This is a genomic window from Lysinibacillus sphaericus (assembly GCF_002982115.1).
Taxonomy (GTDB): Bacteria; Bacillota; Bacilli; order Bacillales_A; family Planococcaceae; genus Lysinibacillus; species Lysinibacillus sphaericus.
The window spans coordinates 2,768,684-2,795,176 of the sequence record NZ_CP019980.1 but is presented as its reverse complement, the minus strand read 5'-3'; the positions used below and the strand labels follow the sequence as shown (position 1 = coordinate 2,795,176).

The window sequence follows — 26,493 nt, the reverse complement described above, 5'->3', positions numbered from 1 at the left end:
TGCTTTTTATTACCCTTAGTAGGCAGTCCAACCACCATCTACGGCAATAACCTGACCATTTACAAAGCTCGCTTCATCTGAACCTAAGAATATAGCAAGTTGGGCAATTTCTTCTGGTTGACCAGCCCGAGGATTAATGGCTAAGCCAAGTGCCTGACGAGCCGCCCCGACTTCACTCATATTGGTCATTGTTGAGCCAATGTTAGTCATAACAGCACCTGGTGCAATCCCATTGCAACGAATATTTTGATTGGCATACATAAAAGCTGTATTTTTTGTTAAGCCTACGACGGCATGTTTAGAGGCAGTGTAGGCAGCGCCTGCGCGAGCACCATAAAGTCCGCCAGCAGAAATATTATTTACGAAGACCCCATGCCCTTGCTCAAGGAAAATTTCTGTTGCCATACGCATAGAGCGCATAACAGCTGTTGTATTGACAGCAAATACTTTATCCCAACGCTCATCGGAAATTTCACCGACAGGCTCCATACCATCCATAATACCCGCGTTGTTAACTAAAATATCTAGTTTACCAAAATTGTTTTTGGTCTCATCAAATAAGCGTTGCAAGTCTTCTGCTAGAGCAACGTTTGTTTGTATAGCGATAGCTGTGCCACCAGCCGCCTGAATACCATCCGCAACAACTTGCGCACCATCTAAATTTAAATCTGAAACAACGATTTTCGCACCTTCTTTAGCATAACCTTCTGCGATTGCTTTCCCCATACCTGATGCTGCACCTGTAACAATTGCTACTTTATTTTCTAATCTCATGTCAAAAGACCTCCTATTCTAACGATTAATTATTGAACATGTGTTCATTAAAATATTATAATATCCGTGTAAGCGATTTCAATACGCAGAATTCGTAGAACTGTTCAGTAAGCAACACATTTAAAAAAATTGTTTAGTAAGGGGTAGAAAAAATTGACCGTGAACGATTTACGAGTAGTCAAAACAAAGCAGGCGTTACATAATGCATTGCTCACGTTGCTAAGTGACAAACCGCTAGAAAATATATCGATTGCTGAAATATGTCGTGTGGCAAAAGTGAATAGGGGGACATTTTATTTACATTACGAACAAAAGGAGAAGTTGTTTGAAGAATATTTTCAGGAAATTGTTGAGGATTTATATCATGCTTATGAGGAACCTTATCGTGCAGCATCGACTATTATTAAAAACGAGCTAGATCCAAATACGATCCAGATTTTTCATCATATAGAGCGTTTTAAACTATTTTATCGCATTGTTTTTTCTAAAAATGTTCCGCTAACCTACTATTATATGTTGTTTGATGAAATACAATCGTTACTAAAAAGAGATTTAGCGCAAAATAAAATTGGGGAAATAAAGACGGATTTTTATAGTGCTTATCAAGCAAATGCCATAATTGGCATAATAATTGAGTGGTATCGGCATGATTTTGTGGAAAGTGCCAGTGAACTAAACAAGCAACTCGCTGCCATTTTACGTTTTGAAGAAAATAGTGGAAATAGCCATTAAACTTTGGGAAACGCCACTAAAACTTGAGGAATCGCCACTATACTTGAAATAATCATAAACTAGCAAAAAAATGTTAGATTGAAAGCCATCAATCTAACATTTTTCTCTTTTGTTCAATTATTGAGCTGTAGGACTTTAGGTTTTTTAAGTGCAACTGCTATGATTGCGATTGCTAGTGTAACAACGATAATCATACCTAATGCACTGCTATTACTTATCAAGCTTTCAGTGTTACCGCCAAAAATAATTGTATAATAACCGTCAGCACCGTATGTCGCTGGCAAAAGAGAAGCGACGCGATGGTAAAAATCTGAAAGCATCGCATTCGGTACGAGGACACCAGATGTAACAAGTTGTAATGACAGTGCACAAATATTAAAGATCATGCCAAGATTACCAAATAGAATAACAAAAACTTGTGCTAAACATAGGAAAGCCCAAAACATAAACGCTTGGAAAAAATAAATAGTGAATAAACTTTCATCACTTGAAATCGCAAATAGCTGCATTAAACCAATTGTTAGTAAGGGCAAAATAAATGCAACAGCAAAATTGAGCAGTTGCCGTGCAAAGAATAAAGACCATTTCGAAACGCTATCTTGAACCATTTGGGCTGCTTGTTGGTGTTGCATAATCATCACCATCGCACCAACAAATGAAGAAATAATCACCATTAACGGGACGAAATTCGCAGCAAACCCTTTCGCATCATTTGTTTTAATAATAGTCGATTCAACGATACGATCTTTTACACCCATAATGGTTGTCGTGACAGTGTCCTGAACAAGCAAGGCGCTATTTTGTTCCATTGGAAGTTGAGAAAATTGTTGGGAAAACGCCTTGACAATTTCGCCTTGCTGTACAGGATATAACTGATGATTAACTTCATTTGTAGTCTGTTTTGCTACACCCTCCATCATTGTTTTGGCAAGGCTTGCGTTCGCTTGATTAATAAAATAAATAATGTTTGCTTCTTTACCTGCTTTGAGCTGAGCAGTGAATTCTGCTGGTATATGAATAATCATATGAATATAACGGTTTTCCAAATCCTTTTCCGCCCTATCGATGGAGGTAAAATCTTTTGACGCAAAGGGCAATGACTTTTTAAGCCCATCTATCACTTCTTGCCCAAAGGCAGCATCTTCGCTAATATAGCCGATTGTTAAGTTATCTGTTCGATCATTTATGCCATCATATGCAGTCATCCAAATAGAAAAGAATATTAATTGAAATGCAATTGTAGCGACAATGCCAATATAGGTTTCACGAATCTTAAATAATGCTTGTAATCCTTTTGTCATATCCTCTTATTGCCTCCTAATAAGTAAGTACTTGCTTGCATAGTAGGAAAAATTTTTTCTAGGAAGTTAAGCCCCTAGAAAAAATTGCAACACTTGTCTTTATTAATTCTTCTGTTGGAAGGGTAGAAACGATTGTACCTAATCGAGCGCGTGAAATAAAGTGACCAAAATTAAGGGCTATAAGAGATAGTGCAGCTGCTTCAAAGTTGACCTCACGAATTTTTCCTTTATGATGCATTTCCTTAAAGTAATGTATTAGTTCATTTTTAAAGAGTAAAGGAACATTTGCTATTTCAGCATTTATTTCAGGAAATTGCATCGATTCCTTAAAGCCAATCATCACAAAGTCCTTGATAGACATCATATACTCGAAATATTGCATTGAAAAGCGGGTTAAATCCGTTTCTAAATCCCATGTAACCTCTTCACGCATTGTTTTTTGCAAAATTGGGTTGTAAGAAAATTTGTCTACAATCGTTTTTAAGAGCCCCTCCTTATTGCCAAAATGGCGAAAAATAGTGACTTCATTGACCTGTGCTAAGTCGGCGATTGCCTTTGTTGTGGCTGCGGTATAACCTTTTTCGCTAATTAATTGTAAGGCTGCATCTATTATGCGTTGTGCTGTTTCTTTTGTTGCCAATAAACTAAGTCCTCCTATGCAAGTAGTTACTTACATGCTACCATGCACGATTTAGATTGGCAATAAAAATAAAGCGCTAAATTGTAAAAGAGGTTGGTATTTAAATTATTATGCCATACTATTCTATTATCGTTGTTGACAACTATATCGGACGTTGATATATTTTAATTATATCGTCAGTCGATATATTGTTAGACGATATATTGAGGGAGGTTTTAGTATGACACAGGAATATCCTCCATTAACTGAGGGTGTTTATTATATTTTGTTGGCATTATTTGAGGCGCGTCATGGCTATGGCATTATGCAATTAGTTGAAGAAATGAGTAAAGGCCGTGTTCGTCTTGGCGCAGGTACTATATACGGAGCTATCAAAACATTGTTGGAGCGACAATGGATTGAGGCACTAGAAGATGATGGACGCAAGAAGGAATATATAATTACAGAAAATGGAAAGAAAGTGGTTGATTACGAAATTTTGAGATTAAGGGAACTTTTTGACAATGGTATCCGTATAACGAATGGAAAAGCTTAAAAGCGCATTTGCATGTAGGAGGTGTTGACATGAAAAAAATTAAATTTCGCTTTTTTTTAGATTATGAAAAAGAAGAGGCATGGGTAAATGATTTGGCTGCACAAGGATGGCATTTACAAAAGAACATAATTAGTTTCTTTGTATTTGAACAAGGCGAGCCAGGAAAGTATATTTACCGCAATGAATTAGTTGAAGGTAAAAAGAAAGATTATTATGAATTTTTGGAATCGATGAATATTGAATGCGTTTCTAAATTCGGCGTTTGGGCATATTATCGAAAAGAAGCGATCGATGGGGACTTTGAATTATTCTCAGACGCACCTTCTAAAATACAATATTTAAAATCAATCACTAGATTGTTTATCCCAATTGCGTTGCTCAATATTATCATTGGCATTTTTAATATCATTACGGGATTTACAGCGTCTCCAGTAGCGTTCATGTCTATTAATCTTGGCATCTTGAATATGGTGATGGCGCTGCTAATGTATGTACCGATTCGAAAAATTCAAAGACGTAAAAAGCATTTGGAACATGATTTACATATATTTGAGGGGTAGGGAGGATGAAAGATGACATTACAATTACAGCATGTCACAAAAAAGTATAAAGATTTTACAGCGGTTGATAATTTAAATTTCACTATTGAGAAAGGTGAAATTTTCGGGCTCATTGGTCAAAATGGGGCGGGCAAAACAACGACTTTTCGTATGATTTTAGATTTACAGGAAACAACTGCTGGTACGATATCATGGAATGGAAAGCCTGTCAATTCGATTAACCGAGATGTACTTGGTTATTTACCAGAGGAGCGTGGGATTTTTCCTACGATGAAAGTAGAGGACCAATTATACTTCTTTGGAGAACTGCGAGGCATGAAAAAAGCAGCGCTTAAAAAAGATATTGATTTTTGGATTAGTCGTTTTGAGTTAGAAGAGAAGCGTAAAGATAAAGCAGAAACACTATCAAAAGGCAACCAGCAAAAAGTACAGTTGATTGCAAGCTTTATTCATAAACCCCAATTTTTAATTTTAGATGAACCTTTTAGTGGTCTTGACCCAGTCAATAAAGATTTACTAAAAGATGCTATTTTACTACTAAAAGAACAAGGTACAACTATTTTATTTTCAAGTCACCAAATGGATAATGTGGAAGAACTTTGTGATCATCTATGTTTACTAAAGCGGGGTGTCTCCTTATTTTCCGGCAGTTTATTAGATTTAAAGAAACAATATGGGAAAACAAAGCTGTCTGTGCGTAGCAATTGGTCTACTACGGAATTACTTCAGCTCGAAGGTGTGAAAGATGTGCGTGTAGAAAAAGAGCAAACAGTGTTATTGCTTGAAGATGAACGTTTTGCAGAAAGTATTTTCCAACAGTTGTCAGCGGGCAAATATATTGAAAAATTTAGTTTAGACTATTTAACATTGGACGAAATCTTTAAAGATAAGGTAGGTGGTACTGTTGTCGAAGTTTAGTTTGTTAATGAAGCAATTATACAAATCAAAATTAAAATCCAAATCATTTATATCAATGACCCTTCTATATGTAATTGCGATGTCCGTTGCTATTTTTTGGTCGGATATTAAGGAGCTTTTTACAGGCGATGATGAGGCGCAGCAAATTGCAATTGTTAATGATACGAGCGCAGATTTAAGCGGCATTTTTGTGTCCAATAGCGATATGACATTTATTCAGGATGAATCAAATATTAAAAAGTTGGAACAACAAGTCAAGGACGGGAAGCTCGCCGCACTTATTGAAGTAAGTGATCAGAACGGTCAATTGCATGCGGAAATTTCAACATTTCAACCGTTAAAACTAAATGATCAATCGACGATATCATCTTTATTGCAATATGCAGGTCAGCATTATGCTGTGCAAAAGCTATCTCTAACTTCAGAACAAGCGGCACAAATTATGGCAGCAAAAACGGTTATTTCAAATAAAAATTTAAATGCAGAATCTACTGGCGGAAAAAGCGAGGAAGAAAAGCAATCAGGGCTTTGGGTATCCTATGCTGTCGGTATTTTAATTTACTTCTTTATTTCTACTTTCCTATCAATGATTACAACTGAAATTGCTTCTGAAAAAGGCTCACGTGCGATGGAAATGCTATTAGTAAGTGTGAAACCAGCAACACATTTTAAAGCGAAAATTGCAGGTGTTTTGCTACTAGCTTTGACGCAAATGGGCATCATTGCAGTAGTTTTCCTTATCTATGCAAAATTCGCGAAAAACGGTGTGATTTGGGAAATGGCGACAAGCATTGTGAAGGAGCTATCAGTTGGCTATGTGTTATATGCGATGCTATTTTTAGTATTAACAATTATTTTATATTTAATAGTCGGTGCATTATTCGGCTCATTAGTATCGAAAGTAGAGGAAGCAGGTCAAGTATTGATGCCTGCAATGATGATTACATTAATCGGTTTCTATGTGATGCTTTCAGGTATTGGCAATCCAGATACAATTATTATTAAAGTATTCTCTTATATTCCGTTCACTTCTGGAATGGTGATGCCAATGCGTATTGGTGCAACGGATATTGGCATGATCGAACCATTACTGTCCCTTGGTATTTTATTGGTGACGATTATTGTGGCTTATTTATTTAGCTTATCATTCTATAAACGCAGTGTCTTAACGTATAGCACAGGCGGCGTAATTCAAAAGTTTAAAACTGTTTTAAAAGTAACAACATAATGATGGAAAGCAGCTATTTACATGTAGCTGCTTTTTTAAATAATATAAAAAACGTTGATTTCCGTTCCATGCGCTCCCTTTTTTGCAAGCACGGCTCCAACTAATTTTTGCGGCGGACGCCACAAAAATGGATTTTCCACTCGTGCTGTACCTGCTGGAGTGTCATGCTTTTCACTGCAATAATTTGCTTCTACACATAGAGTAAACGAGGGAACATTCATAAAAATACACCATATTTATTGTAGTCAGTAGTCTGATAGTTATTAGGATGTGACTATTTTCGACATCAATATACTAATTTTTAGAAAAGATGTAAGGTGAAATGAAGAATCAGTCGAATTTTTAGTTCAAACAAGCTATAATTTGGAGAGTAGTCATTTTGTTGAAGATGCGATAAGTGTCGCAATCTAACTTAACTTTCACGTAAACGCTTGAGATAGATGAAACTTTTTCATCTCGTAATCGTATGTAATAAAAGAGATAAATCGCAGGGGGTATTACTTATGTCTGAAATGAACAACGACTTGTTAAAATCAAAAGATCCATTCGCAACCGAAAATCCACTGCTACAACCTAACCCGTTGTTGCAGGCTGAATCAGTACAAACACCAACACTTATTTCTGAACAAGAGTTATCACAAATTGCACAAAATCAACTGGCTTTAAAGAAAGATCCTGAAGTGCATGCACTTGCGCAAAAAATTGATGTGAAAGACCAAATCGCCATGTTAGAGCTAGGCAAAGAAACAGCGAATGGTATTTCTACATTTTCAGATAAAATGTTGGCGACAATGAGAGCTAGCAAACTTGAAGAATCCAGTGTCTTATTAAATAATTTAAATAAAGTAATGGATAAATTTGACCCGCAAGATTTTGCGGAAGAGAAAAAAGGCGGTTTCCTGACAAAGCTGTTTAGTAAAGGTAAAGAACAATTAGAAAGATTTTTATCGAAATATGACAGCATGAATAAAGAAGTCGATGTCATTTACCGTGAAATTCAAAAATATGAAGTTGAAATGAAACGAAATACAATCGACCTAGAAAATTTATATGACCAAAATTTAAACTATTTCCAAACATTAAGTAAATTTATTGCAGCTATTGAAGTCAAGGCAGAAGAAGTACGTTCAGCCTTACCTATGTTAGAGCAAAAAGCGCAAACAGGTGACCAACTAGCAGCTATGGAATTTGAAACGATGCAACGTGCTGTAGAATTATTGGAACAACGACGTTATGACTTAGAAATGGCGCAGCAAGTATCATTCCAATCGGCACCGCAAATTCGCTTAATGCAACAAGGTAATAACCATTTAATCGGTAAAATCAACTCAGCCTTTGTTACAACAATTCCAATTTTTAAACAAGGTCTAATTCACGCTGTAACATTAAAGCGTCAAAAGCTAATTTCAGATTCAATGAGTGAGCTGGATCGTCGTACAAATGAAATGCTTGTTCGCAATGCTGAAAATATTAGTAAAAACAGCGTTAATATTGCCCGTGCCGCAGGTAGCCCAAGCATTAAAATTGAAACGATTGAAACAACATGGCAAACAATTATGGCAGGCATTCAAGAGACAAAACAAATTCAAGCAGAAACAGCAAGAAATCGCGAAGAAGGCCGTAAACGTATTGAAAAACTACAACTTGAATACGAAAAACTAAAAAAAATGTAATAATAAAACAGAAGACTGTAGACAAACTTGTACAAAATTCAAGTTTGCCTACAGTTTTTTTATTAGCAATTTGAAAGATAACATAGTCCGGGATTTTAATAATTATACGATATAAAAAAACCTTTTAACTGAATTAATTAGCTTGGTTATAAAATTCGAATCCTTTAATTTGAGAATAATAGAGGTATGATTTTTCTTAATATTTTGTAAAGAAACGTATTGAAATGCTTATAGACATCTTGTTACCTTTATAATGCTTACTAAGAGGAGGGATAGTTGATGTATAAAATATTTCAAGATCGACTTGCTGATAAACAGCTTGTTGCTGCTATTAAAGAGCCAAAAGCGATTGAAGCTGCATTAAAGTATAAAGACAATATTAGTGCTGTTATTTTAATGATGGGCGATATATTAAATATCAAACATTACGTACAACTTTTTCATGATGCAGGATTACCAGTAATTTTACACGTTGAAAAAATTGGGGGGTTACAGCTAGATCAATACGGCATTGATTTTGTGAGTAAAGTCGTTAAGCCATTTGCGATTGTTACAACAAAAGCAAATGTCATTAAGCGAGCGAAGCAACAGAAAATTTTTGTTATTCAACGTATTTTTTTAATAGATACAGAGGTGTACTATCAGCTTGAACAATCAATTCATCATACAGCAGCAGATATGATAGAAATTATGCCATGCCGAGCTCCAGATTTTATACATAAGTTAATTCAGGTGACAGATAAACCTATTATTACTGGAGGTCTATTAGATAAGATTGAATATGCTGAAGCGGCATTAGCACATGGCGCAAATGCTGTTACAACATCGAATGTGAAATTGTGGAGAAAACCGATTAACAAAAGATAAATAATTAATTAATATTCTCCACATATTAACTTAATAATTTTCCATTATAGTAAGAATCATAAAGTAAATAGTAATAGGCGTATATCAGAGAGGCCGCAAATTGTCATGTTTTATTGACTTTTTGCGGTCTCTTTTTTTATACCCTGTCATTCGAGGAGGAGAGAAAATGAAGTTATGGTCAAAAATCGGATTACTATTTTCTGCCATAGTGATATTGGTGGCATGTGGAAATGGTGAAGAATCCGGCAGTTCAAAAAAAGATGGTAAAACAAAAATTGAGTATTGGCATGTAAATGCTGAAACACAAGGCGGACAAACAGTAGCAGAGTTAGTGGAAGAATTCAATGCTCAAAGCGACACAGTGGAAGTCGTAGCAAAGTATAACCCCGATTTATATAAAGGGTTAATGCAAAATTTACAAGCTGAAGTGGCTGCTGGTTCTACACCAGCAATTGTACAAATTGGTTGGGCATTCTTAGATTATTTCTCAAACAACTTTTCTTACGTAACACCACAAGAGGTGATTAATGCACATTTTGAAGAAGATAAAACATTTTTAGAAGATAATTTTTTATCAAATATTATGGACTTAGCAAAAAATAGCGAAGGTTCTCAAGTAGGGATTCCATACTCATTAAGCACACCAGTTCTTTATATTAATCGAGACTTATTAAACGAAGCAGGCTTACCAACAACAGGTCCTACAACGTGGGAACAATTGAAAGAATATGCAAAAGTAATTTTAGATAAAACAGGTAAATACGGTTTCTATATGCAAGAACCTGCTGATAACTGGGCAACGCAAGCTTTATTGGAAAGCAATGGCGCGAAAATTATGACAGATGGAAAAGCAAGTTTTGCTTCTGAAAAAGGAATTAAAGCTTATTCATTATTAAGAGACATGGTAGTAGAGGATAAGACAGCTTTACATATCGGGTGGGACCAAGGTATACAAAGCTTTATTGATGGTAACGTAGCGATGCTTTATACAACTATTGCACAGCGTTCCAACATTCAAAACAATGCCCAATTTGATGTAGCAGCTATTAAATCACCTACTTGGGAAGGGAAAGAAGTAAAGTTACCTGCTGGTGGTGCCATGTTAACGATTACTGCACAAGAGGAACAACAACAAAAAGCAGCTTGGGAATTTATGAAATTCTTATACAGTGTTGAATCAGTAGCAAAGTGGACTAAAGGTACTGGTTACGTACCTGCACGTGAGGGAGTAGCCGATGCAGAAAATGGGTTAAAGCCATTCTTAGCTGAAAATGAAATGATGAAAGCAGCAATCGATCAAATGTCAGGAGTTGTACCTTGGACATCCTTTCCTGGAGATGCAGGTTTACAAGCAGAGCAATTATTATTAGACGTGCGAGATCAAATTCTTAGTGGTTCAGTAAGCGTTGAAGAAGGACTTACATCGACTGAACATGCTATTAATGAATTGTTGAAATAAAGAAAAAAGACAGTGGATTGAAATTCCTTTACCTACCGACCTTATTGTGAAAGTGGTGACAACATGCAAGTAGTGACGTCAAGTTCAAAAAAGCGCTTTGTGCATAAGCAAAGCTTACTTGCTTATAGCTTATTACTCCCATCTGTAGCGATAATAGCAATGTTTATGTTTTGGCCGTTTCTTTATACGATTTATTTAAGTTTTTTTGATTGGAATATGATTAGTTTAACAAAAGATTTCGTTGGGTTGCAAAACTATATTGATGTTTTAAAAGATCCAATCACCTATAAAGTTTTATTAAACACAGCTTTATATATCTTCATCTTATTAGTCTTTAATTTTACAATTTCATACATTTTTGCTTATGTATTAAATTTTGTTGTTGGCAAAATGAAGGGTTTTTATAAAAGTGCCTTTTTCTTACCATCATTTATTTCATTAGTTGTTGGTTCTATTTTATTCACATGGTTGTTAAATCCTGTTTCAGGTCCCGTTGCGATTGTTATGGGGTGGATTGGATTTAGTATGCCAATTTGGAGTAAATCTGAAGGGTGGATCATTGTTGTTATAACTTTAATTACTTCTTGGAAAATTTTCGGTTATAACTTTATTTTACTATATGCTTCAATTAATGGTATTTCACGAGAAATTATTGAGGCGGCTCGACTAGACAATGTACCCTTATGGAAAATATTCTTTCATATTGTTGGACCTATGAGTAGTGCTACAGGTATTTATGTTTTCATCATTACAATTGTCCAAGGTTTACAGTTTTCGTTCACACCGATAAAAATCATTGCACAAGGTGGCCCAAACTATGCTAGTTCAAATGCGATTTATCACGCATATCATGAAGCATTCGTCTTATATCGTACTGGGCACTCCGCTGCACTATCAATATTAACAATGGCTATTTTCGTAGTGTTATTAATTGTTGAATTTAAATATGTAGAAAGAGGTATTTACTATGAAAATAAGTAAAAAAGTAACTATACCTTGGCATATTATTTTAATTTTCATTATATTTTTATTGATTTTTCCAATTATCTTTGCGGTTGGAACTTCATTTAAAACATTACAAGATGCGTATAATAATCCACTATCTATTTTTCCGACAAGTCCAACATTGGTGAACTATAAAGTATTCTTCGAAAGTTTACCAGCATTCAAAGTTACATTAAATACATTTATCATTGCATCGGTTGTAACAATTTTTAAAGTTATTACATCATTTCTTGCAGCGTATGCCTTTGTTTATTTTATTTTCAAAGGAAAAAATGTCTTGTATTTTATTTTAATTAGTACGATTTTTTTACCATTTACTGTAACAATGATTCCGAACTATTTAGTTATTTCAAAAATGGGCTTAGGAAACTCGATTTGGGGTGTTATTTTACCCCAACTGGCAGATGCCATGGGTATTTTCTTATTAACTCAAGCATTACGCTCAATTTCAATTTCTCTCATTGAAGTTGCACGTCTAGATAATATGAGTCATTGGCACATTATGAAAGATATTGTGCTGCCACTTGTAAAGCCTGCTGTAACATCAACAGGCATTTGGTTTTTTATAACATCATGGAATGAATATGTATGGCCAGTATTAATTTTAAAAAGTACAGAGAATTTTACACTGCCATTAGCACTTCAAATGTACATTAGCTCGGAAGGGGGTACGAACTTTACTGTTGCAATGGCAGTTTCTGTAATAACAATGATCCTTCCATTAGCATTATATTTAATATTCCAAAAATATATAATAGGGACATTTATATCATCGGGCATTAAATAGGAGTGGATAATATGAAAGAAATTCAATTTGAAGATGTCAAAAAAAACTATGGACAAACTGAAGTTGTAAAAGGGCTCAACTTGACAATTGAAAAAGGAGAACGTCTTATTCTATTAGGTCCTTCGGGTTGTGGGAAATCTACTACATTACGTTTGATTGCAGGGCTTGAGGATATTTCCTCCGGTAAACTTATTATGGATGGCAAAGTCGTCAATAATATTCCTAGCGGTAAGCGTAACGTTGCAATGGTTTTCCAAAATTATGCGCTTTACCCACATATGACTGTTAAACAAAATATTACTTATGCTCTTCGCATGAAGAAGATTCCGAAAAAAGAAATTGAATTACGCTTAGAGGATGCGTTAAAGATGCTTCAACTTAATGGCTTAGAAGAACGTTTGCCGAAAGATTTATCAGGTGGTCAACGCCAGCGTGTTGCATTAGCACGTGCTATTGTAAAGCGAGCTGACTACTTTTTATTAGATGAGCCTTTATCTAATTTAGATGCTCAGCTACGTGTATCTGCTAGAAAAGAGCTAGTAAACATTCATGAGAAATATAAACAAACTATTGTTTATGTGACGCACGACCAAATAGAAGCAATGACTGTTGGGCATCGTATTGCGCTTTTAAATGAAGGTGTTTTACAAATGCTTGATACACCTGAAAATGTGTATCATCATCCATCGAATATTTTTACAGCTAAGTTTATCGGTGCACCTCCGACTAATATTTTAACGATGAAGTATCAAGATGGGAATATTCACTTTGGTACGCAAAGTTTCTCACTATCCCCTGAGTGGGTAAAAAAAGTGTATGAAGCAGCATCAACACAATTAGTTTTCGGTATTCGGCCTGAACATATTGATTTATCGACAGAACCACAAGTACTACATGCAACAGTGAAATCCATTGAAAATTTAGGTGCAGAATACGCTGTCTATTTGACATTTAATAATGAAGAAATGATAGCATTAAGCTCACATAAAAACTGGCCTCTTAATCAGCAAGTATATGTTCGCTTTAAAATGGAACATATTCATTTATTTGATAAAGCTACAACGAACTCTATTGGCTACCCAATTGCATATAAAAACAAATCAATCACTTTAAACTAAGGGGGATATACAATGTTAGAGCAAATTTGTTTTTCAGACTTACCACTACTCACACACGATATTATTGGGAATGTAGAAAAATTAATCGCTGCTGGTGCAGAAGTTGTTGAATTGATGATGGATGGCGACAAATGGGGAGACATGGAAGGATTATTCCCTACATTGGCAAAAGAATTAAAGGCATTGCCGGTGCGCTACTCGATTCATCCACCTGCTTGGGATATTAATATTACGAGTGAAAATAAAGCTATTCGTGAAGCATCATTCCACGAATATCGTAAAGCAATCGAATTTGCTAGCATGATTAATGCGCAGCACGTTGTAATTCACCCAGGTTTTTGCTTTTGCTCACAATTTAATAAAGAATTAGGAAAAAAACGCGCGAAGCAATATATTCATGAGCTATGCGCTATTGCAAAACCATTAAATGTCTCACTAGCAATTGAAAATGTAGGTTATAACGGCACATCCTTATTTACAAAAGACGAGTTTGAGCACTTTTTAGACGATGTTGATGAAATAGCTGGATATTTAATTGATGTTGGACATGCCAATTTAAATGGTTGGGACATTACTTCAACAATCCTTAATGTAAAGGACCGTTTACTTGCGCTACACTTACATGACAACACAGCAACCAGTGATGATCATTTACCGATTGGTGAAGGAACGATTGACTGGTCCTCTATTTTCAACGTGATTGCACAAGAAAATATTGATTGTCAATTAATTTTAGAATATGCACCTGCTATAGACTTACAATTATTAGCAGATGGCAAAGCTTTAATTTTAAACGAATTAGCAAATCGTGCGAAAGTAGGCTAATACATTGAAGACTATCCAAACGTATGAAGCGTATTGTTTCGATTTAGATGGCACCATCTATGTGGGCGATAAAATTCTTCCTGGTGTAATTAATACTATTACACAATTACAGCAACTACGTAAGCATATCTGCTTTATTTCCAACTCACCAACACAAACACGTCAAGATGTAGTTGAAAAACTACGGAAATTCAACATTCATATAACGGCCGAACAAGTGATTACATCAGCTTATTTAACAGCTCAATATGTATTGGAACATTTGTCAACAAGCATTTCTTATATTGTCGGTGAAGCTGCTATTAATAAGGAGTTTCAAGATAAGCAGCTTCAAACAACAACTGAACCACTTCACGCTACGCATGTTATTATCGGCTTAGATCGCCAAATTACGTTTGACAAGCTAAATAATGCCATGATTGCTGTTCGTAATGGCGCGCAAATTATCGTTACAAATCCAGATCAAGCTTGTCCAGGGCCGAGTGGATTCCAAGTAGATACAATGGCAATTGCCAAAGCAGTTGAAGTTGCATCTGACAGTACAATTGAATTTATTGTTGGCAAGCCGTCTTCGTATTTTGCAGAGCATATCGTTCGCATGATAGACGTCAAAAGGGAGAAGTTATTAATTATTGGTGATCGAATTGAAACAGACATTTCACTCGGTAACCTAGCAGGATTTGATACTTGCTTTGTCTTAACGGGGGCTTCGACATTAGAACAACTAAAAGGCATCTCTTATAAGCCGAAGTTTATTATTAAAACAATGCATGAATTATATACTGCTTTAACAAGTTATTAAAAGAATGTAAAATTGTTTTTTTGAAATAGAAGAAGGAAGATTGACCGAAAAGAATAGTAATATACTATCTAAACTGTAATAAACAAGCTATGCCCAAGGAATAGTCGTTTAACTGATTTTTTTCAGCTAAACGGCTATTTTTTAGCTTCAAAACAAGTTTCAAAGCAAACTGAATGCACGAAAACCCCCTAAAAAACTCCCATTCCGATGAAATTTTTCATTTATTTCACAGTTATTTTCAACTTATTTCATATTTTTACCGTATCATGGTGAATTGAAAGGAGATTGGAAACAATGAAAAAACTAGTCGTTTTAGGAATGATTTTGTTAAGTATTCTCGCTATCAATTTTATAGACAATAAGCACGACCTGAATGCGGAGGCAGCTAAGTCTAGTTTAGAAAAGGATGTACCTAATAATACAAATTGTGCATTTTGTAATATGGTTGTGTACCAAAAAAAAGACAAAATGGGTGTTTTTTCAGGACAGGCTATAAAGAAGAAAGGGAAGGTAGTTTATTACGACGACATTGGGTGCCTTTTATATGATGAAGTAAAAAATAAAGCAACTTATAAAAAGTATGTTCGTGATTTCAATACACTAAAGTGGGTGCAAGCTGAAAAGGCGACGTATGTTAGAACTACGCTAGCATCCCCAATGGACGATGGGTTTATCTGTTTTGCAAAAGCATCTGATGCAAAGGCCTATGTTGCCAAACATTCAGATACAGAAATTGTTTCGTTTAAAACCGTACAAAAAGAGAGCATTGAAAAATATCAATAGGTATATAGAAAAGAGCTTAATTGTGAAAGGAACATATTAAAAATGAAAAAAATTTTACGCCTCGGATTGCTTATATGTGTTATGGTAATAGCGTTTTTAACTGGTAATCAACATTCAACTGCCCTTGCAGCGATGACTGATGTGCAAGTGATTAAAGATGGAGAAGTCGTTTATTATAAAGATGTGTTTTCAGCATTATATGATGAATTAAATGAAGGGGTAACACGCACGAAAAATGTAAAGGATTATAGTACAAAAAGATGGGTTCCGTTAGATTCGGTTACAATCGTTAAATTAAATGCATTAAAAAATATTTATTTTGCAAAAGAAGTAGCGGCAGATAATTATATTAAGGCTTATAAAGAGAAAAATAATAGTACTTTGAAAAAAGTTAAATTCAGTACGATTCAAGCGAGTGCTGAGGAAAAATATAATAAAGAAGCACCTAGCCTTGTATTGAATGTAAGTAAAACAACACCGACGACGACAGATGTGACAGTGAATGTAGCTGTTACAGATAATGAGAAAGTAATCTTGAAACAGTGGGCAAAGGGTACAAAGCCAGCAAATCAATTTTCAGAAACCGATACAACATTAACAGAGAACGCATTTACAGTAAGTGAAAATGGAACGTATACGGTTTTTGCTATAGACAATAATGGGAACAAAAGAACGAAATCCATAACAATCACAAATATTGATAAAGCGGCACCAACCATTACATTGTCAATCCCTGAAAGCGATGTAACAGCGGTTAGTAAAAAAATACAAGTTCTTACCACAGATGATAATGAAATCCAAAATCAGAAATGGGCTTATGGAGATAAAGACGTCGAATACTTTATAGATAAAGGTTCAAAAATTGCCACTTTGCAAAATGAAAAACAAAAAGATAAAATTATTGCGCTGAAAAATGGCGTTTATACAGTATACGCAGAAGATAAATTAGGCAATAAAGCAGTAAAAACAATTACGATCGATGGCATTTCTGAATTTACAGAAGTAACACAAACGGGGGTTCATTGTGAAGTTTGCCGTATGGATCTACATAATACTGACCCAAATAAAGTGTACGCTGCCAAAGCAATTGACCAAGAAGGATATACGCATTATTTTTGTCGAATTGGATGTATGTACCATCAAGAACATTCAAATGGTTTAGCATTTACGAATAAATATGTTCGAGATTATGGCGCAACAGCACCACGCACAAATAACTGGATTGATGTTGAAAAGGCGATAACGGTAAAATTTAATAGTAGCGAAACAGCTAAAGGCATTATGGGATGGAAACTATTCCACTTCTCTGATTTATCAAGTGCAGCAAACTACTTAGGTATGAGCAAAGAACATGTAGTGGCTGAAAAATTAGAAAATATTATGGAATATACGAAAACGAATAATAAGGGCATGAATTATCAATATGAGGTTGATAAAATAGCGCCGTAATATACGTTTGTCATTGAGACTAAATAGAAAGCGAAAACTCCAATATCGTATTTGTTGTTGAGACAAATCACGATAGGAGTTTTCGCTTTGTGTGATTATATGTAGCCATCTATTATCCTTATTTACATTGGAGGTATTACTTTTTGTGGTTAAAAATATGATTTCCATCATAATTATTATCGGTTTAATAATGATTGTTGCTATTAATGTGAAAAAGCCGATCGATGAAAAAGAAACAATGAAAACAGAAGAAACAGCGCAAACTGAAACCAGTGCTCCGCATGCAACAGAGGATAAGCAAAATCAAGTAGAGTATAGAGCACCCGATTTTGAGTTGCAAACGTTAAAAGGTGAAACAGTCCACTTATCCGATTATGTAGGTAAAAAGGTATTTTTAAATTTTTGGGCAACGTGGTGTCCACCTTGTCAAGAAGAAGTGCCACATATGCAAAAGATTTACGAAGAATATCAAAATCAAGGGGTAGAAATTTTAGCAGTGAACGTAACAAATAAAGATAAGGGAAAAGAAGTGGTTGCTCAATTTGTGAAGGAACATGGTTTAACTTTTGACATTATATTAGATGAAGAAGGGTTTGTAGGAAGTAAATATCAAGTTATTACGCTGCCAACGACTTATATAATTGATACAAAAGGAAACATGGTAAATATCATTGAAGGGCCAATGAATGAGGCATTAATGAAAGAATTGATTAATACGACTAAATAATTACATTTGACGAAGAGCATGTGCTCTAATATTCTGCGCTACTTATAACGAGTAGCGTATTTTTATTTAAATACAGCACAATAATTGCGCTGCTATCAGTTTTTTAGACAGATGGACATCAGATAGCAGCGCATCGGCTTATTTCGTTACATTGGCATTTAAGTGTTTACAACTGTGCGTTATGTCCATCCGTTCGCATGATGGAAATCGTTAAACGTGATAGGCACGAGCGACGTAGTAGGCCAATGAGCCACTTTTTGAGTTACAACGAATGCTTAATTTAATACCATCTTTTTCGGTTTCCCAAAACTGTTTATTATTTTTAGCCGTTAATTCAGCAGCTTCTTGTGCATTTTTATCAAAGGCACAAAAACAGTTATTGTCAGTATACAAGGAGCTTAAAGGACATTCTACTCCAAAAGTAAATTGAGTGTCTGTATGTCCATACTTCATTGTAAAGCCATATTGTGTGCCATATAAAGCGCTGTCTAGTTTTTGACTGCCAATAAATCCTGCTGTTACAAACTTACGATCTGGGAATATAACCGCATTGTTAATTGTTTCTGTGAGATATGTGGGTTTTCCATGCACATTAAAATCGTTAGCAAATACAAGTGGTTTGTCCAATTCATTAATTAATAGTATAAGTGCATTTGCGGGCTTCTCCATAAAATAAATAAGTGGAATAATAATGGCAATAATCACAAGACAAACGACAGCAATAACTACTGCTACGGTAGTAGATGTAAGGGCTGCAAGAGCAATGTAAGCTTCAATGATTTCTCCTCCGCCTGCAATCGCTAGTGCTGCTGTAGTGGATTCTACGCCAATGCCTAATATACCAGTGACAATCATTTGTGCGGCTACATGTTCTATTTGATCATTCTCCATGCCCTTTAATCGTTGAAGACCATCAAGCAAAGCTTGAATTCGATATTTAATATCATCACCTGTTGCATTAATTAGGTTTTCATATTCTTCTTGTGTTAACGCAATGGGGGACTTAGGATTCCTACTGTCTGATATATTGGTTGCCTTTATAGCTGTTGCTAATGCTTTTTTTCTTTCTTCAATAAAAGAATTATGCAAACTAATTATTTGTTCTTGAGAAGTAGCTTGATTTAACAAGGTAGCATATTCAGGGAATAATGATTGAAATCCCTGCTTTAGCTTGACATCAATATTATCTGCATCGTACATCGTCTTGTAAAACCTCCTTTAGAAGTTGGATGAGGATAAATGAATCTCACTGTAGTATGTATGGCATTTCAAATGTTATACAAAGATAATAGGTTTTACAAAAATTACAAGTTATACAACCTGAAGTTGTTCTCATAGCATTTTCATTATGTATAGGTCATAGATCATCTATTTTTTAATGTTAATTTTCTAACTATTAACATTTGTCAGTATTAGGTAGTTTCTTTTTTTAGTATTTTTAATTTGAATGTATTTATATGAGAGAAAATTAGTATCTTGCAATGGCATGCTGTCAACCTTAGCAGGCTTGCATTGTCGTTTATATACGTACATTTTTAATTTTTGCCATGAAGGAGTGATTAATCACCACTACATAATAGGCTAATCGATATGGTTGAAATAAAAATGTTAATTATAGGTATATTATATTATTTTATGTAAATATTCTAAAATTTTAACCAAATTAATCTATTTTACAGTAATGTAATGTTTGAAGTTAAAAAATTTTAAAGGATGGTGTTTTAGATGGAACCATATGTCGGAGAAATTCGAATGTTTGCAGGTAACTATGCTCCACAAGGATGGAGCTTGTGCAATGGCCAGCTCTTACCTATTGCAGAAAATGAAATGCTCTTTTCTTTAATTGGTACGACTTATGGAGGGGATGGACAAACGAATTTTGCTTTGCCAAATTATCAAAGTAGAGTCGTTGTTCACCAAGGACATAACCCAATAACTGGGACTAATTATATAATGGGACAAATGGGGGGAACGGAGACTGTTACTTTAAGTACATCCCAACTTCCAGCTCATACGCACCTAGTGAAAGCTTCTTCTCTTGCTGGTACAACACCTAGTCCAGAAAATGCTGTTTGGGCGAAAAACATACAATATTCGACACAACTACCAAATAGCACAATGAAGGCAACAAGCATTTCAAGTGTTGGCGGAAATGCGCCTCATGACAATGTAATGCCCTTTTTAACCATTAGTTATATCATCGCTCTTTACGGTATGTACCCATCATTTAATTAGGAGGAAGAAAAGATGATTGAAGCATTTGTAGGTGAAATCAAATTATTTAGCTTTGCAGGCGTACCAAATGGATGGGCATACTGTAATGGGCAATTATTACAAATTAATTCAAATCAAGCCTTATACTCCTTATTGGGCACAACTTATGGAGGTGATGGCATTCGAACATTTGCCTTACCTGATTTAAGAGGCAGGGTTCCAGTTCATGTAGGTAATGGTGTGACAAGAGGACAAAAAGCTGGACAAGAAACACATATGTTAACCTTGAATGAAATGCCGACGCATAACCATGCTGTCACGGCTAGTTCGGAAAATACTTCATTGAAAACGCCTACTGGTAATGTATGGGGCACATCCACTGATAATGTCTATTCAGTTAATCAACCAAATACGAATATGAATGCACAAGCTTTATCATTATCTGGCAATTCACAGCCGCATCAAAATATGCAGCCATACAGTGTGGCGAATTATTGCATAGCTTTAGTTGGCATTTATCCACCAAGAAATTAAAGAAAAAGGAAGTGAAGAAATCATGTCAGAAGCCTACACGGGAGAAATTAGAATATTTGGTGGTAATTTTGCGCCACAAAATTGGGCATTTTGTAATGGTCAGTTACTAAGCATAGCTTCGAATAGTACGTTATTTGCCATCATAGGTAATACTTATGGAGGAGATGGAAAGACAACCTTTGCTTTACCCAATTTAAGTGGGAGGGCAGCGATTCATCAAGGAACAGGTGCAGGATTAACGCCAAGAAATATCGGAACAACTGGAGGTTCTGCTACTGTTACATTACTAACAACAGAAATGCCAAGTCATCATCATCTGGCCGCTTGTAACAATGTACCAACAACAAGTAATGAGCCAACGGGAGCAATTTGGACCGAACAGCAAGGTAGGGGCTCACTCCCTGCTTATTCAGTTTCAGGAAATACAACCATGAATGCGATGACGATCGATCAAGCAGGTGGAAGTCAACCACATAATAATATGCAACCGTATTTAGGGTTGAATTTCATTATTTGTTTATTTGGAGAGTTTCCTTCTAGAAACTAGGAATGATTTTGGCGAAGGGTGTGAATCAACTAAAAAGGAGAACCAAAATGGGAAAAAAGATTTTTATAATGATGCTATGTTTGCTGTTGATTACTTTTAGCCAATTGACTGGGATTAGTTTTTTGTCACCTGTTCAAGTAGAGGCGGCTAGTTGTGATACACCGAATTTTCCTAAGTGTACACAAGATTTAACACTACCTACATGGCTAGCTGATACGAATAATGGCTTTGTAGTAAGTCGTACTGGTGATGATGGTTTTGATTTATTAAAGTATAGTGATGGGACACAATTTCCTGCTGGGTATTATATTGATGCAAATGAATATTCGCCACCAAAATCAATTCGAATTTCCGCTGGCGAAAACTTTGTGGGCGGTGTCTTTAATTTAAAATCATTCAAGATTAATACGATTAATAAACATAAAGCAAACGATGCGCTAAGTTTAACGATTCAAGGGTATGATCAAGACGGAAATCCAAAAGGAAGTCCCGTAATCTTTAAAACAGTTGCCTATCATGAACCCATTTATGATATTCCAGTAAATTTAGAGGGCATTCACTCATTTGTCATTACTGTCAGTGTACAGTTTATAGATATTGTTCAGGCGGGGATATGGGATGTAACATTTACACACTTTACAATCGATATTCCTAATAATCCGCCAACCGTTACCAATAGCGCAATTACGCCTTCAACTATCACTGCATCAGGAGTACAGTTGGACTGGGCGAAAGCATCTGACGATTTAACAGCTCAAGGTGATTTAGAATACCGCGTCTATCAATCTAGTAGTAATAATATTGATACGGTTAGTGCCATTGAATCCAATGGAACAGCTTTAGGAAGCGGTTATGCTAAAGATATTACGTCCTATAATGTTACAGGACTTACTGCTAATACAAGCTATTATTTCAATGTTATTGTCAAAGATGCTGATGGCTCCAAGAGTGCCTATTCGATGCAGCAGGTCACAACACTTACATTAAATAAACCACCTACATCCAGTAATGGAACGGTAAATGTCAATGAAGGTCAAGTGTATACATTTAATTCTACTTCTTTTGCTTTTTCTGATGAAGATGCTGGCGACACGTTAAAACAGATTCAAATCTCTGCAATCCCAACTAGTGGCCAACTTTTCCTTGATAGCAATCTGAATGGGCAGTTCGATGCTGCCGAAGCCATTCCAAATGGTATGACAGTTAGTAAAGTTGACTTAGATGCAGGTAAGTTAAAATACATTACCGACAATGGTACTGCTTCAACGTTTGCATTTAAGGTAAGCGATGGTATGAATGATAGCGGTGTCTATACGATGAACCTTATTGTCAAAGCACGCCCTAACGTGACCATTTCATCAAATAAGACTAGCCCAACTAATAGCAATCCAATTCTTATAACGACGGTATTCAGTGAGTCAGTAACAGGCTTTACGGTGGATGATATAGCTGTTACAAATGGAAATGCTACCTCTCTATCAGGAAGCGGTACCACATATACGGCACAAATATCACCGATTGCAGATGGTGCTGTGAAAATTAAAATTCCTGAAAAAGTTGTTGCGAATAGTAGTGGTGCATTCAATAAAGCTTCAAATGAATTGCAAATAATTTATGATGCTACACCACCTACCAATATTGCGCTTAGTAATATGACTGTTCAAGAAAAGGCGCCCATTGGTACAACAGTTGGGACACTGACAGCAACAGATTCAGGAAGTTCACCAACATTCAGCTATACATTACAGTCAGGGGATACAAGCTTCTTTACGATTGTTGGAAATGTATTGAAGACAAATGCGTTATTTGCCTACGATACGAAAAATAGTTATAAGATTACGATAAGCGTAACAGATGAGGCTGGCAATACGTTTGATAAGGAGTTTATAATCCAAGTTACTAAAAATCATGCACCTACAGGCACAATGACTATTCATAATGGACTAGCATCTACAAGTACTCCTAACGTTACCTTAACAATGACGGCAACGGATACAGAAGGAGAAGCGATAGAAATGCGCTTTTCGAATGATGGGATTACGTGGTCCGGTTGGGAGCCAAACGTATCAACAAAAAGTTGGACATTATCAAGCGGGGATGGTAATAAAACGGTTTATATGCAACTAAAGGATACGGCTGGTAATCTATCGAATGTATTTTCAGATACGATTGTGCTTGATACAACGCCTCCAGTTATAACAGGTGTTGCAAATAGTGGGGTTTACAACACCGACGTAACGATAAGCTTTAATGAAGGAACTGCTACCTTGAATGGAGCTTCCTTCACAAGTGGCACTATTGTAAAGTCAACTGGAAATTATACTTTGGTTGTAACAGATAGCGCAGGTAACACGACTACCGTTACTTTTGCGATTGATAAAGTTGTGCCACAAGCAGTAGAAGTGACCATTAAATCGACTAATCTAAATCCGACAAAGGCGAAGGTAGGCGATACCATCACTTTAGCAATGAAAACAGATAAGACGATCCAAACACCATCTGTTACCATTGCCGGAAAACCAGCTACTGTAAGTGGCGCTTCAACGAACTGGCAGGCGACTTATGTGATAGCGCATGGTGATTTAGAAGGCATAGCACCTTTTACCATCAATTTCAAAGATGTGCTAGGTAATGCAGCCATAGAGATAACGGACGTAACGGATGGCAGCTTTGTTACAGTTGATGGCATAAAGCCAACTGTAAAGAAGGGTACTATGGTGTCAAACAATGCTAATCCAACAGTTGCTAAGGTTAATGATAGTATTACAATCGACTTTGAGACAAGTGAGGCAATTCAATCGCCAAATGTTACGATTCTAGGACAAACAGCAAATGTAAGCGATAAAGGTGATGGGGATGCTAAAACATGGCAAGCAAGCTATACGCTTCAGTCAGTAGATGCAGAGGGACCGATTCCTTTTACAATGGATTATCAAGATTTAGCGGGGAATGATGGCTTACAAGTGACAGACGTTTCATTAGGAACAGTTGTCGTGTTTGATAAAAAGGCTCCTGAAATAACAACCTATTTCCCAGCGCATCAGGCAACGAATGTACAGCCTACAGATAATCTTGTGCTAACGTTTAATGAAAAGATCTTGCCAGTTACGAATAAAAATATTGTAATTCGCAATGCTTCTACAAATCAAATTGTTGAAACGATTGACGTTACGCATGCCAATGTTTCAATCGCGAATCACAGCGTGACAATAAATCCTACAAAGGATTTAAATAATAACACGGCTTATAGCATTCAAATTGATGCAGGAGCATTTATTGATTTGGCTGGTAATGTGTATGACGGCATTACGAATACTACGACTTGGCATTTTACAACGAGCGCATTGCCAACGTACACCGTTATCTATGACAGCAACGGAGCGGATGGGGGGAACGTGCCGATCGATTCGAAGCGCTATAAAACGCAGGAAACAATAACGGTGTTAAATCATGGGAATTTAAATAAAGTTGGCTTTTCATTCGTAGGTTGGAATACGAAAGCTGATGGAAAAGGCGTTACTTATAAAGCAGGGCAAACGCTTCAAATGGGGAAAGGGAACCTCGTGTTGTATGCGCTATGGTCAGCAAACTATGTACCAGGAGATGGGGGATCATCAACAGCAAGTCCTGACCCCGTTGTACCAAGTAATCAAGTTATGGTGAATATAGTAGATCCGCGTAAGCCAAACGAGGTACTCTTACAAACCGTGTTAACACGTGTATTTAGTAACGGTAGTTTCCAAGATAGCGTGCATTTTACGGTGGCAAATGCAAACGAGTTTCTTCGAAAATTAGCAAATCAAGAAGATAAAAAATCTCGACTTGTCATTCCCGAGATGGCGCAACCAGCAAGTGAGACAAAGGTGATACTTGCTAAAGAGGCTGCTAAACGATTACAAGAGAGTAAGTCCTATTTTGGTATTGATATGACGATGGTCAAAATAGATGTTCCCTTTACTTCTATGACAGACTTCAATGAAGATATTTACTTCCGAATCGTTCCGATTAAGGATGCCCTAAGGCAAAAAGCAATCGAAGACCGAGCGAAACAAGCGGAAATAGTGTTACAACAGAGTCATGGCGCTAATGTAAAGTTTGTTGGTCAATCAATATCGATTGACACAAATCTACAAAATCGTCCGGTAACAGTGCTACTACCATTACCAGCGAATTTAACTTCAGCTCAACGGGAACAATTGATGGTTTACGTAGAGCATAGTAATGGTTCAGCCGAAATCATCCGTGGACGTATTGTAGAATTTGCGAAAGGGCAAACAGCGATTGCTTTTAATGTGCAGCATTTTTCTACTTTTACTTTACTATATGCAGAACAAGCACAACAAGAAGAACCCGAAAAGGAACCTACAGAAGATAGCAAGTCATTTGCTTCTTATATTCAAGGCTATGCAGATGGTACATTCCGTCCGAATGCCTATGTCACACGTGCGCAAATGGCAACAATGCTAGCAAGAAACCTAAGTAATCATAATGTACCAGAAGCATCTAATGTTTTTTATGCAGATACAGCTGCTTCGTGGGCAAAAAATGATATAGAGTATGTTCGTACCGAAGGAATTATGCAAGGTCGTCAAAATGGTTCATTTGGTCCGAACGATATGATAACGAGAGCCCAAATGGCGGTCATTGCTGTAAGGTGGATTGATAAGCAATGTGCAGAAGGAACTACAGATACGCCGTATTGTGCAATAACAGCAAACGGCGAAACATACAGTGATGTGGCATCTACGCATTGGGCTGCACAGGAAATCCAACGCATAAGCTCGATGGGTATTATGGTTGGCTCAGGTAATGGTCAATTTAGACCTGAAGAGAAACTAACACGTGCACAGGCGGTAAAAGTCCTAAATCGACTTTTCGATCGTCCAGTATTGACAGATAGCACAGTACCAATCTTTAAGGATATTCCAAACAATCACTGGGCTTTCTATGAAATTCAAGCTGCTGCAACAAATGAAACAAAATAAGGACATTCCATTATCTTCTATTACGATGCT

25 protein-coding genes are annotated in these 26,493 nt (G+C 36.1%); 20 read left to right on the top strand and 5 right to left on the bottom strand.

Annotation, left to right across the window (positions count from 1 at the left end; genetic code table 11):
- Window positions 1-15: 15 nt before the first annotated feature.
- Complete coding sequence (locus LS41612_RS14155; protein ID WP_024363506.1) at window positions 16-774, bottom strand: SDR family oxidoreductase; 759 nt, start codon at window positions 772-774, stop codon at window positions 16-18.
- Between the two features lie 153 nt (window positions 775-927).
- Between LS41612_RS14155 and LS41612_RS14150 the strand changes: the two genes are divergently transcribed.
- Entirely contained in the window at window positions 928-1,506 is a 579-nt protein-coding gene (locus tag LS41612_RS14150; protein WP_024363507.1) for a TetR/AcrR family transcriptional regulator, read from the top strand.
- 113 nt (window positions 1,507-1,619) lie between these two features.
- Here LS41612_RS14150 and LS41612_RS14145 read toward each other — a convergent pair whose 3' ends face one another.
- Both LS41612_RS14145 and LS41612_RS14140 read right to left on the bottom strand, forming a co-directional pair.
- Window positions 1,620-2,807 (bottom strand): YhgE/Pip domain-containing protein, encoded by a 1,188-nt coding sequence (locus LS41612_RS14145; protein ID WP_024363508.1) that lies wholly within the window; start codon window positions 2,805-2,807, stop codon window positions 1,620-1,622.
- 58 nt (window positions 2,808-2,865) lie between these two features.
- A complete protein-coding gene (locus LS41612_RS14140) occupies window positions 2,866-3,447 on the bottom strand; it encodes a TetR/AcrR family transcriptional regulator (RefSeq protein WP_024363509.1) in 582 nt (193 codons plus the stop codon).
- 220 nt (window positions 3,448-3,667) lie between these two features.
- Here LS41612_RS14140 and LS41612_RS14135 point away from each other — a divergent pair, with 220 nt between their 5' ends.
- From LS41612_RS14135 to LS41612_RS14120, 4 genes are read left to right on the top strand one after another with little or no spacing between them, the layout of a single operon-like run.
- A complete protein-coding gene (locus LS41612_RS14135) occupies window positions 3,668-3,982 on the top strand; it encodes a PadR family transcriptional regulator (protein WP_024363510.1) in 315 nt (104 codons plus the stop codon).
- A 29-nt stretch (window positions 3,983-4,011) separates the two neighbouring features.
- Window positions 4,012-4,542, top strand: a complete 531-nt coding sequence (locus LS41612_RS14130; protein ID WP_024363511.1) for a DUF2812 domain-containing protein — start codon at window positions 4,012-4,014, stop codon at window positions 4,540-4,542.
- Window positions 4,543-4,554: 12 nt separating this feature from the next.
- On the top strand, window positions 4,555-5,460 hold the full coding sequence (locus LS41612_RS14125; protein WP_024363512.1) for an ABC transporter ATP-binding protein: 906 nt from the start codon (window positions 4,555-4,557) through the stop codon (window positions 5,458-5,460).
- Window positions 5,438-6,688 carry an ABC transporter permease gene (locus LS41612_RS14120; RefSeq protein ID WP_227665428.1) on the top strand — a complete coding sequence of 417 codons (1,251 nt, stop codon included), beginning with the start codon at window positions 5,438-5,440 and terminating at the stop codon, window positions 6,686-6,688. The genes LS41612_RS14125 and LS41612_RS14120 overlap by 23 nt, the downstream gene beginning before the upstream one ends.
- A gap of 35 nt (window positions 6,689-6,723) precedes the next feature.
- Here LS41612_RS14120 and LS41612_RS14115 read toward each other — a convergent pair whose 3' ends face one another.
- Window positions 6,724-6,909: a hypothetical protein gene (locus LS41612_RS14115; protein ID WP_024363514.1), complete on the bottom strand. Its 186-nt coding sequence runs from the start codon at window positions 6,907-6,909 to the stop codon at window positions 6,724-6,726.
- A 282-nt stretch (window positions 6,910-7,191) separates the two neighbouring features.
- Here LS41612_RS14115 and LS41612_RS14110 point away from each other — a divergent pair, with 282 nt between their 5' ends.
- From LS41612_RS14110 to LS41612_RS14060, 11 genes are all read left to right on the top strand, one after another.
- Window positions 7,192-8,361 carry a toxic anion resistance protein gene (locus LS41612_RS14110; protein ID WP_024363515.1) on the top strand — a complete coding sequence of 390 codons (1,170 nt, stop codon included), beginning with the start codon at window positions 7,192-7,194 and terminating at the stop codon, window positions 8,359-8,361.
- A gap of 279 nt (window positions 8,362-8,640) precedes the next feature.
- A complete protein-coding gene (locus LS41612_RS14105) occupies window positions 8,641-9,228 on the top strand; it encodes a glycerol-3-phosphate responsive antiterminator (RefSeq protein ID WP_024363516.1) in 588 nt (195 codons plus the stop codon).
- Window positions 9,229-9,394: 166 nt separating this feature from the next.
- Window positions 9,395-10,687 (top strand): ABC transporter substrate-binding protein, encoded by a 1,293-nt coding sequence (locus tag LS41612_RS14100; protein WP_024363517.1) that lies wholly within the window; start codon window positions 9,395-9,397, stop codon window positions 10,685-10,687.
- A gap of 63 nt (window positions 10,688-10,750) precedes the next feature.
- Window positions 10,751-11,668, top strand: coding sequence for a carbohydrate ABC transporter permease (locus LS41612_RS14095; RefSeq protein ID WP_024363518.1), 918 nt, complete (start codon window positions 10,751-10,753; stop codon window positions 11,666-11,668).
- On the top strand, window positions 11,655-12,479 hold the full coding sequence (locus LS41612_RS14090) for a carbohydrate ABC transporter permease (protein WP_024363519.1): 825 nt from the start codon (window positions 11,655-11,657) through the stop codon (window positions 12,477-12,479). Before LS41612_RS14095 ends, LS41612_RS14090 begins: the two co-directional genes overlap by 14 nt.
- Before the next feature lie 11 nt (window positions 12,480-12,490).
- The gene (locus tag LS41612_RS14085) at window positions 12,491-13,597 is read left to right on the top strand and encodes an ABC transporter ATP-binding protein (RefSeq protein WP_024363520.1); all 1,107 of its coding nucleotides are present in this window, start codon (window positions 12,491-12,493) and stop codon (window positions 13,595-13,597) included.
- Window positions 13,598-13,609: 12 nt separating this feature from the next.
- A complete protein-coding gene (locus LS41612_RS14080) occupies window positions 13,610-14,422 on the top strand; it encodes a sugar phosphate isomerase/epimerase family protein (protein ID WP_024363521.1) in 813 nt (270 codons plus the stop codon).
- Between the two features lie 4 nt (window positions 14,423-14,426).
- Window positions 14,427-15,224: an HAD-IIA family hydrolase gene (locus LS41612_RS14075; protein ID WP_024363522.1), complete on the top strand. Its 798-nt coding sequence runs from the start codon at window positions 14,427-14,429 to the stop codon at window positions 15,222-15,224.
- A 294-nt stretch (window positions 15,225-15,518) separates the two neighbouring features.
- Window positions 15,519-16,007 (top strand): nitrous oxide reductase accessory protein NosL, encoded by a 489-nt coding sequence (locus LS41612_RS14070; RefSeq protein ID WP_024363523.1) that lies wholly within the window; start codon window positions 15,519-15,521, stop codon window positions 16,005-16,007.
- Between the two features lie 42 nt (window positions 16,008-16,049).
- Complete coding sequence (locus LS41612_RS14065) at window positions 16,050-17,456, top strand: nitrous oxide reductase accessory protein NosL (RefSeq protein WP_024363524.1); 1,407 nt, start codon at window positions 16,050-16,052, stop codon at window positions 17,454-17,456.
- Between the two features lie 145 nt (window positions 17,457-17,601).
- Window positions 17,602-18,183, top strand: coding sequence for a TlpA disulfide reductase family protein (locus LS41612_RS14060; RefSeq protein WP_024363525.1), 582 nt, complete (start codon window positions 17,602-17,604; stop codon window positions 18,181-18,183).
- Window positions 18,184-18,393: 210 nt separating this feature from the next.
- Here LS41612_RS14060 and LS41612_RS14055 read toward each other — a convergent pair whose 3' ends face one another.
- Window positions 18,394-19,383 carry a hypothetical protein gene (locus LS41612_RS14055; RefSeq protein ID WP_024363526.1) on the bottom strand — a complete coding sequence of 330 codons (990 nt, stop codon included), beginning with the start codon at window positions 19,381-19,383 and terminating at the stop codon, window positions 18,394-18,396.
- A gap of 525 nt (window positions 19,384-19,908) precedes the next feature.
- Between LS41612_RS14055 and LS41612_RS14050 the strand changes: the two genes are divergently transcribed.
- From LS41612_RS14050 to LS41612_RS14035, 4 genes are read left to right on the top strand one after another with little or no spacing between them, the layout of a single operon-like run.
- A complete protein-coding gene (locus LS41612_RS14050; protein ID WP_024363527.1) occupies window positions 19,909-20,418 on the top strand; it encodes a phage tail protein in 510 nt (169 codons plus the stop codon).
- A gap of 12 nt (window positions 20,419-20,430) precedes the next feature.
- Window positions 20,431-20,931, top strand: a complete 501-nt coding sequence (locus tag LS41612_RS14045; RefSeq protein ID WP_024363528.1) for a phage tail protein — start codon at window positions 20,431-20,433, stop codon at window positions 20,929-20,931.
- 22 nt (window positions 20,932-20,953) lie between these two features.
- Window positions 20,954-21,478: a phage tail protein gene (locus LS41612_RS14040; protein ID WP_024363529.1), complete on the top strand. Its 525-nt coding sequence runs from the start codon at window positions 20,954-20,956 to the stop codon at window positions 21,476-21,478.
- Window positions 21,479-21,525: 47 nt separating this feature from the next.
- Entirely contained in the window at window positions 21,526-26,463 is a 4,938-nt protein-coding gene (locus LS41612_RS14035) for an S-layer homology domain-containing protein (protein ID WP_024363530.1), read from the top strand.
- Window positions 26,464-26,493: the final 30 nt, after the last annotated feature.

Coding starts and splice junctions, on each gene's coding strand:
- LS41612_RS14055 (WP_024363526.1), bottom strand. CDS start 19,383: ATGTACGATGCAGATAATATTGATGTCAAGCTAAAGCAGGGATTTCAA.
- LS41612_RS14155 (WP_024363506.1), bottom strand. CDS start 774: ATGAGATTAGAAAATAAAGTAGCAATTGTTACAGGTGCAGCATCAGGT.
- LS41612_RS14115 (WP_024363514.1), bottom strand. CDS start 6,909: ATGAATGTTCCCTCGTTTACTCTATGTGTAGAAGCAAATTATTGCAGT.
- LS41612_RS14050 (WP_024363527.1), top strand. CDS start 19,909: ATGGAACCATATGTCGGAGAAATTCGAATGTTTGCAGGTAACTATGCT.
- LS41612_RS14065 (WP_024363524.1), top strand. CDS start 16,050: ATGAAAAAAATTTTACGCCTCGGATTGCTTATATGTGTTATGGTAATA.
- LS41612_RS14095 (WP_024363518.1), top strand. CDS start 10,751: ATGCAAGTAGTGACGTCAAGTTCAAAAAAGCGCTTTGTGCATAAGCAA.
- LS41612_RS14135 (WP_024363510.1), top strand. CDS start 3,668: ATGACACAGGAATATCCTCCATTAACTGAGGGTGTTTATTATATTTTG.
- LS41612_RS14105 (WP_024363516.1), top strand. CDS start 8,641: ATGTATAAAATATTTCAAGATCGACTTGCTGATAAACAGCTTGTTGCT.
- LS41612_RS14125 (WP_024363512.1), top strand. CDS start 4,555: ATGACATTACAATTACAGCATGTCACAAAAAAGTATAAAGATTTTACA.
- LS41612_RS14045 (WP_024363528.1), top strand. CDS start 20,431: ATGATTGAAGCATTTGTAGGTGAAATCAAATTATTTAGCTTTGCAGGC.
- LS41612_RS14100 (WP_024363517.1), top strand. CDS start 9,395: ATGAAGTTATGGTCAAAAATCGGATTACTATTTTCTGCCATAGTGATA.
- LS41612_RS14090 (WP_024363519.1), top strand. CDS start 11,655: ATGAAAATAAGTAAAAAAGTAACTATACCTTGGCATATTATTTTAATT.
- LS41612_RS14040 (WP_024363529.1), top strand. CDS start 20,954: ATGTCAGAAGCCTACACGGGAGAAATTAGAATATTTGGTGGTAATTTT.
- LS41612_RS14110 (WP_024363515.1), top strand. CDS start 7,192: ATGTCTGAAATGAACAACGACTTGTTAAAATCAAAAGATCCATTCGCA.
- LS41612_RS14035 (WP_024363530.1), top strand. CDS start 21,526: ATGGGAAAAAAGATTTTTATAATGATGCTATGTTTGCTGTTGATTACT.
- LS41612_RS14145 (WP_024363508.1), bottom strand. CDS start 2,807: ATGACAAAAGGATTACAAGCATTATTTAAGATTCGTGAAACCTATATT.
- LS41612_RS14070 (WP_024363523.1), top strand. CDS start 15,519: ATGAAAAAACTAGTCGTTTTAGGAATGATTTTGTTAAGTATTCTCGCT.
- LS41612_RS14085 (WP_024363520.1), top strand. CDS start 12,491: ATGAAAGAAATTCAATTTGAAGATGTCAAAAAAAACTATGGACAAACT.
- LS41612_RS14130 (WP_024363511.1), top strand. CDS start 4,012: ATGAAAAAAATTAAATTTCGCTTTTTTTTAGATTATGAAAAAGAAGAG.
- LS41612_RS14080 (WP_024363521.1), top strand. CDS start 13,610: ATGTTAGAGCAAATTTGTTTTTCAGACTTACCACTACTCACACACGAT.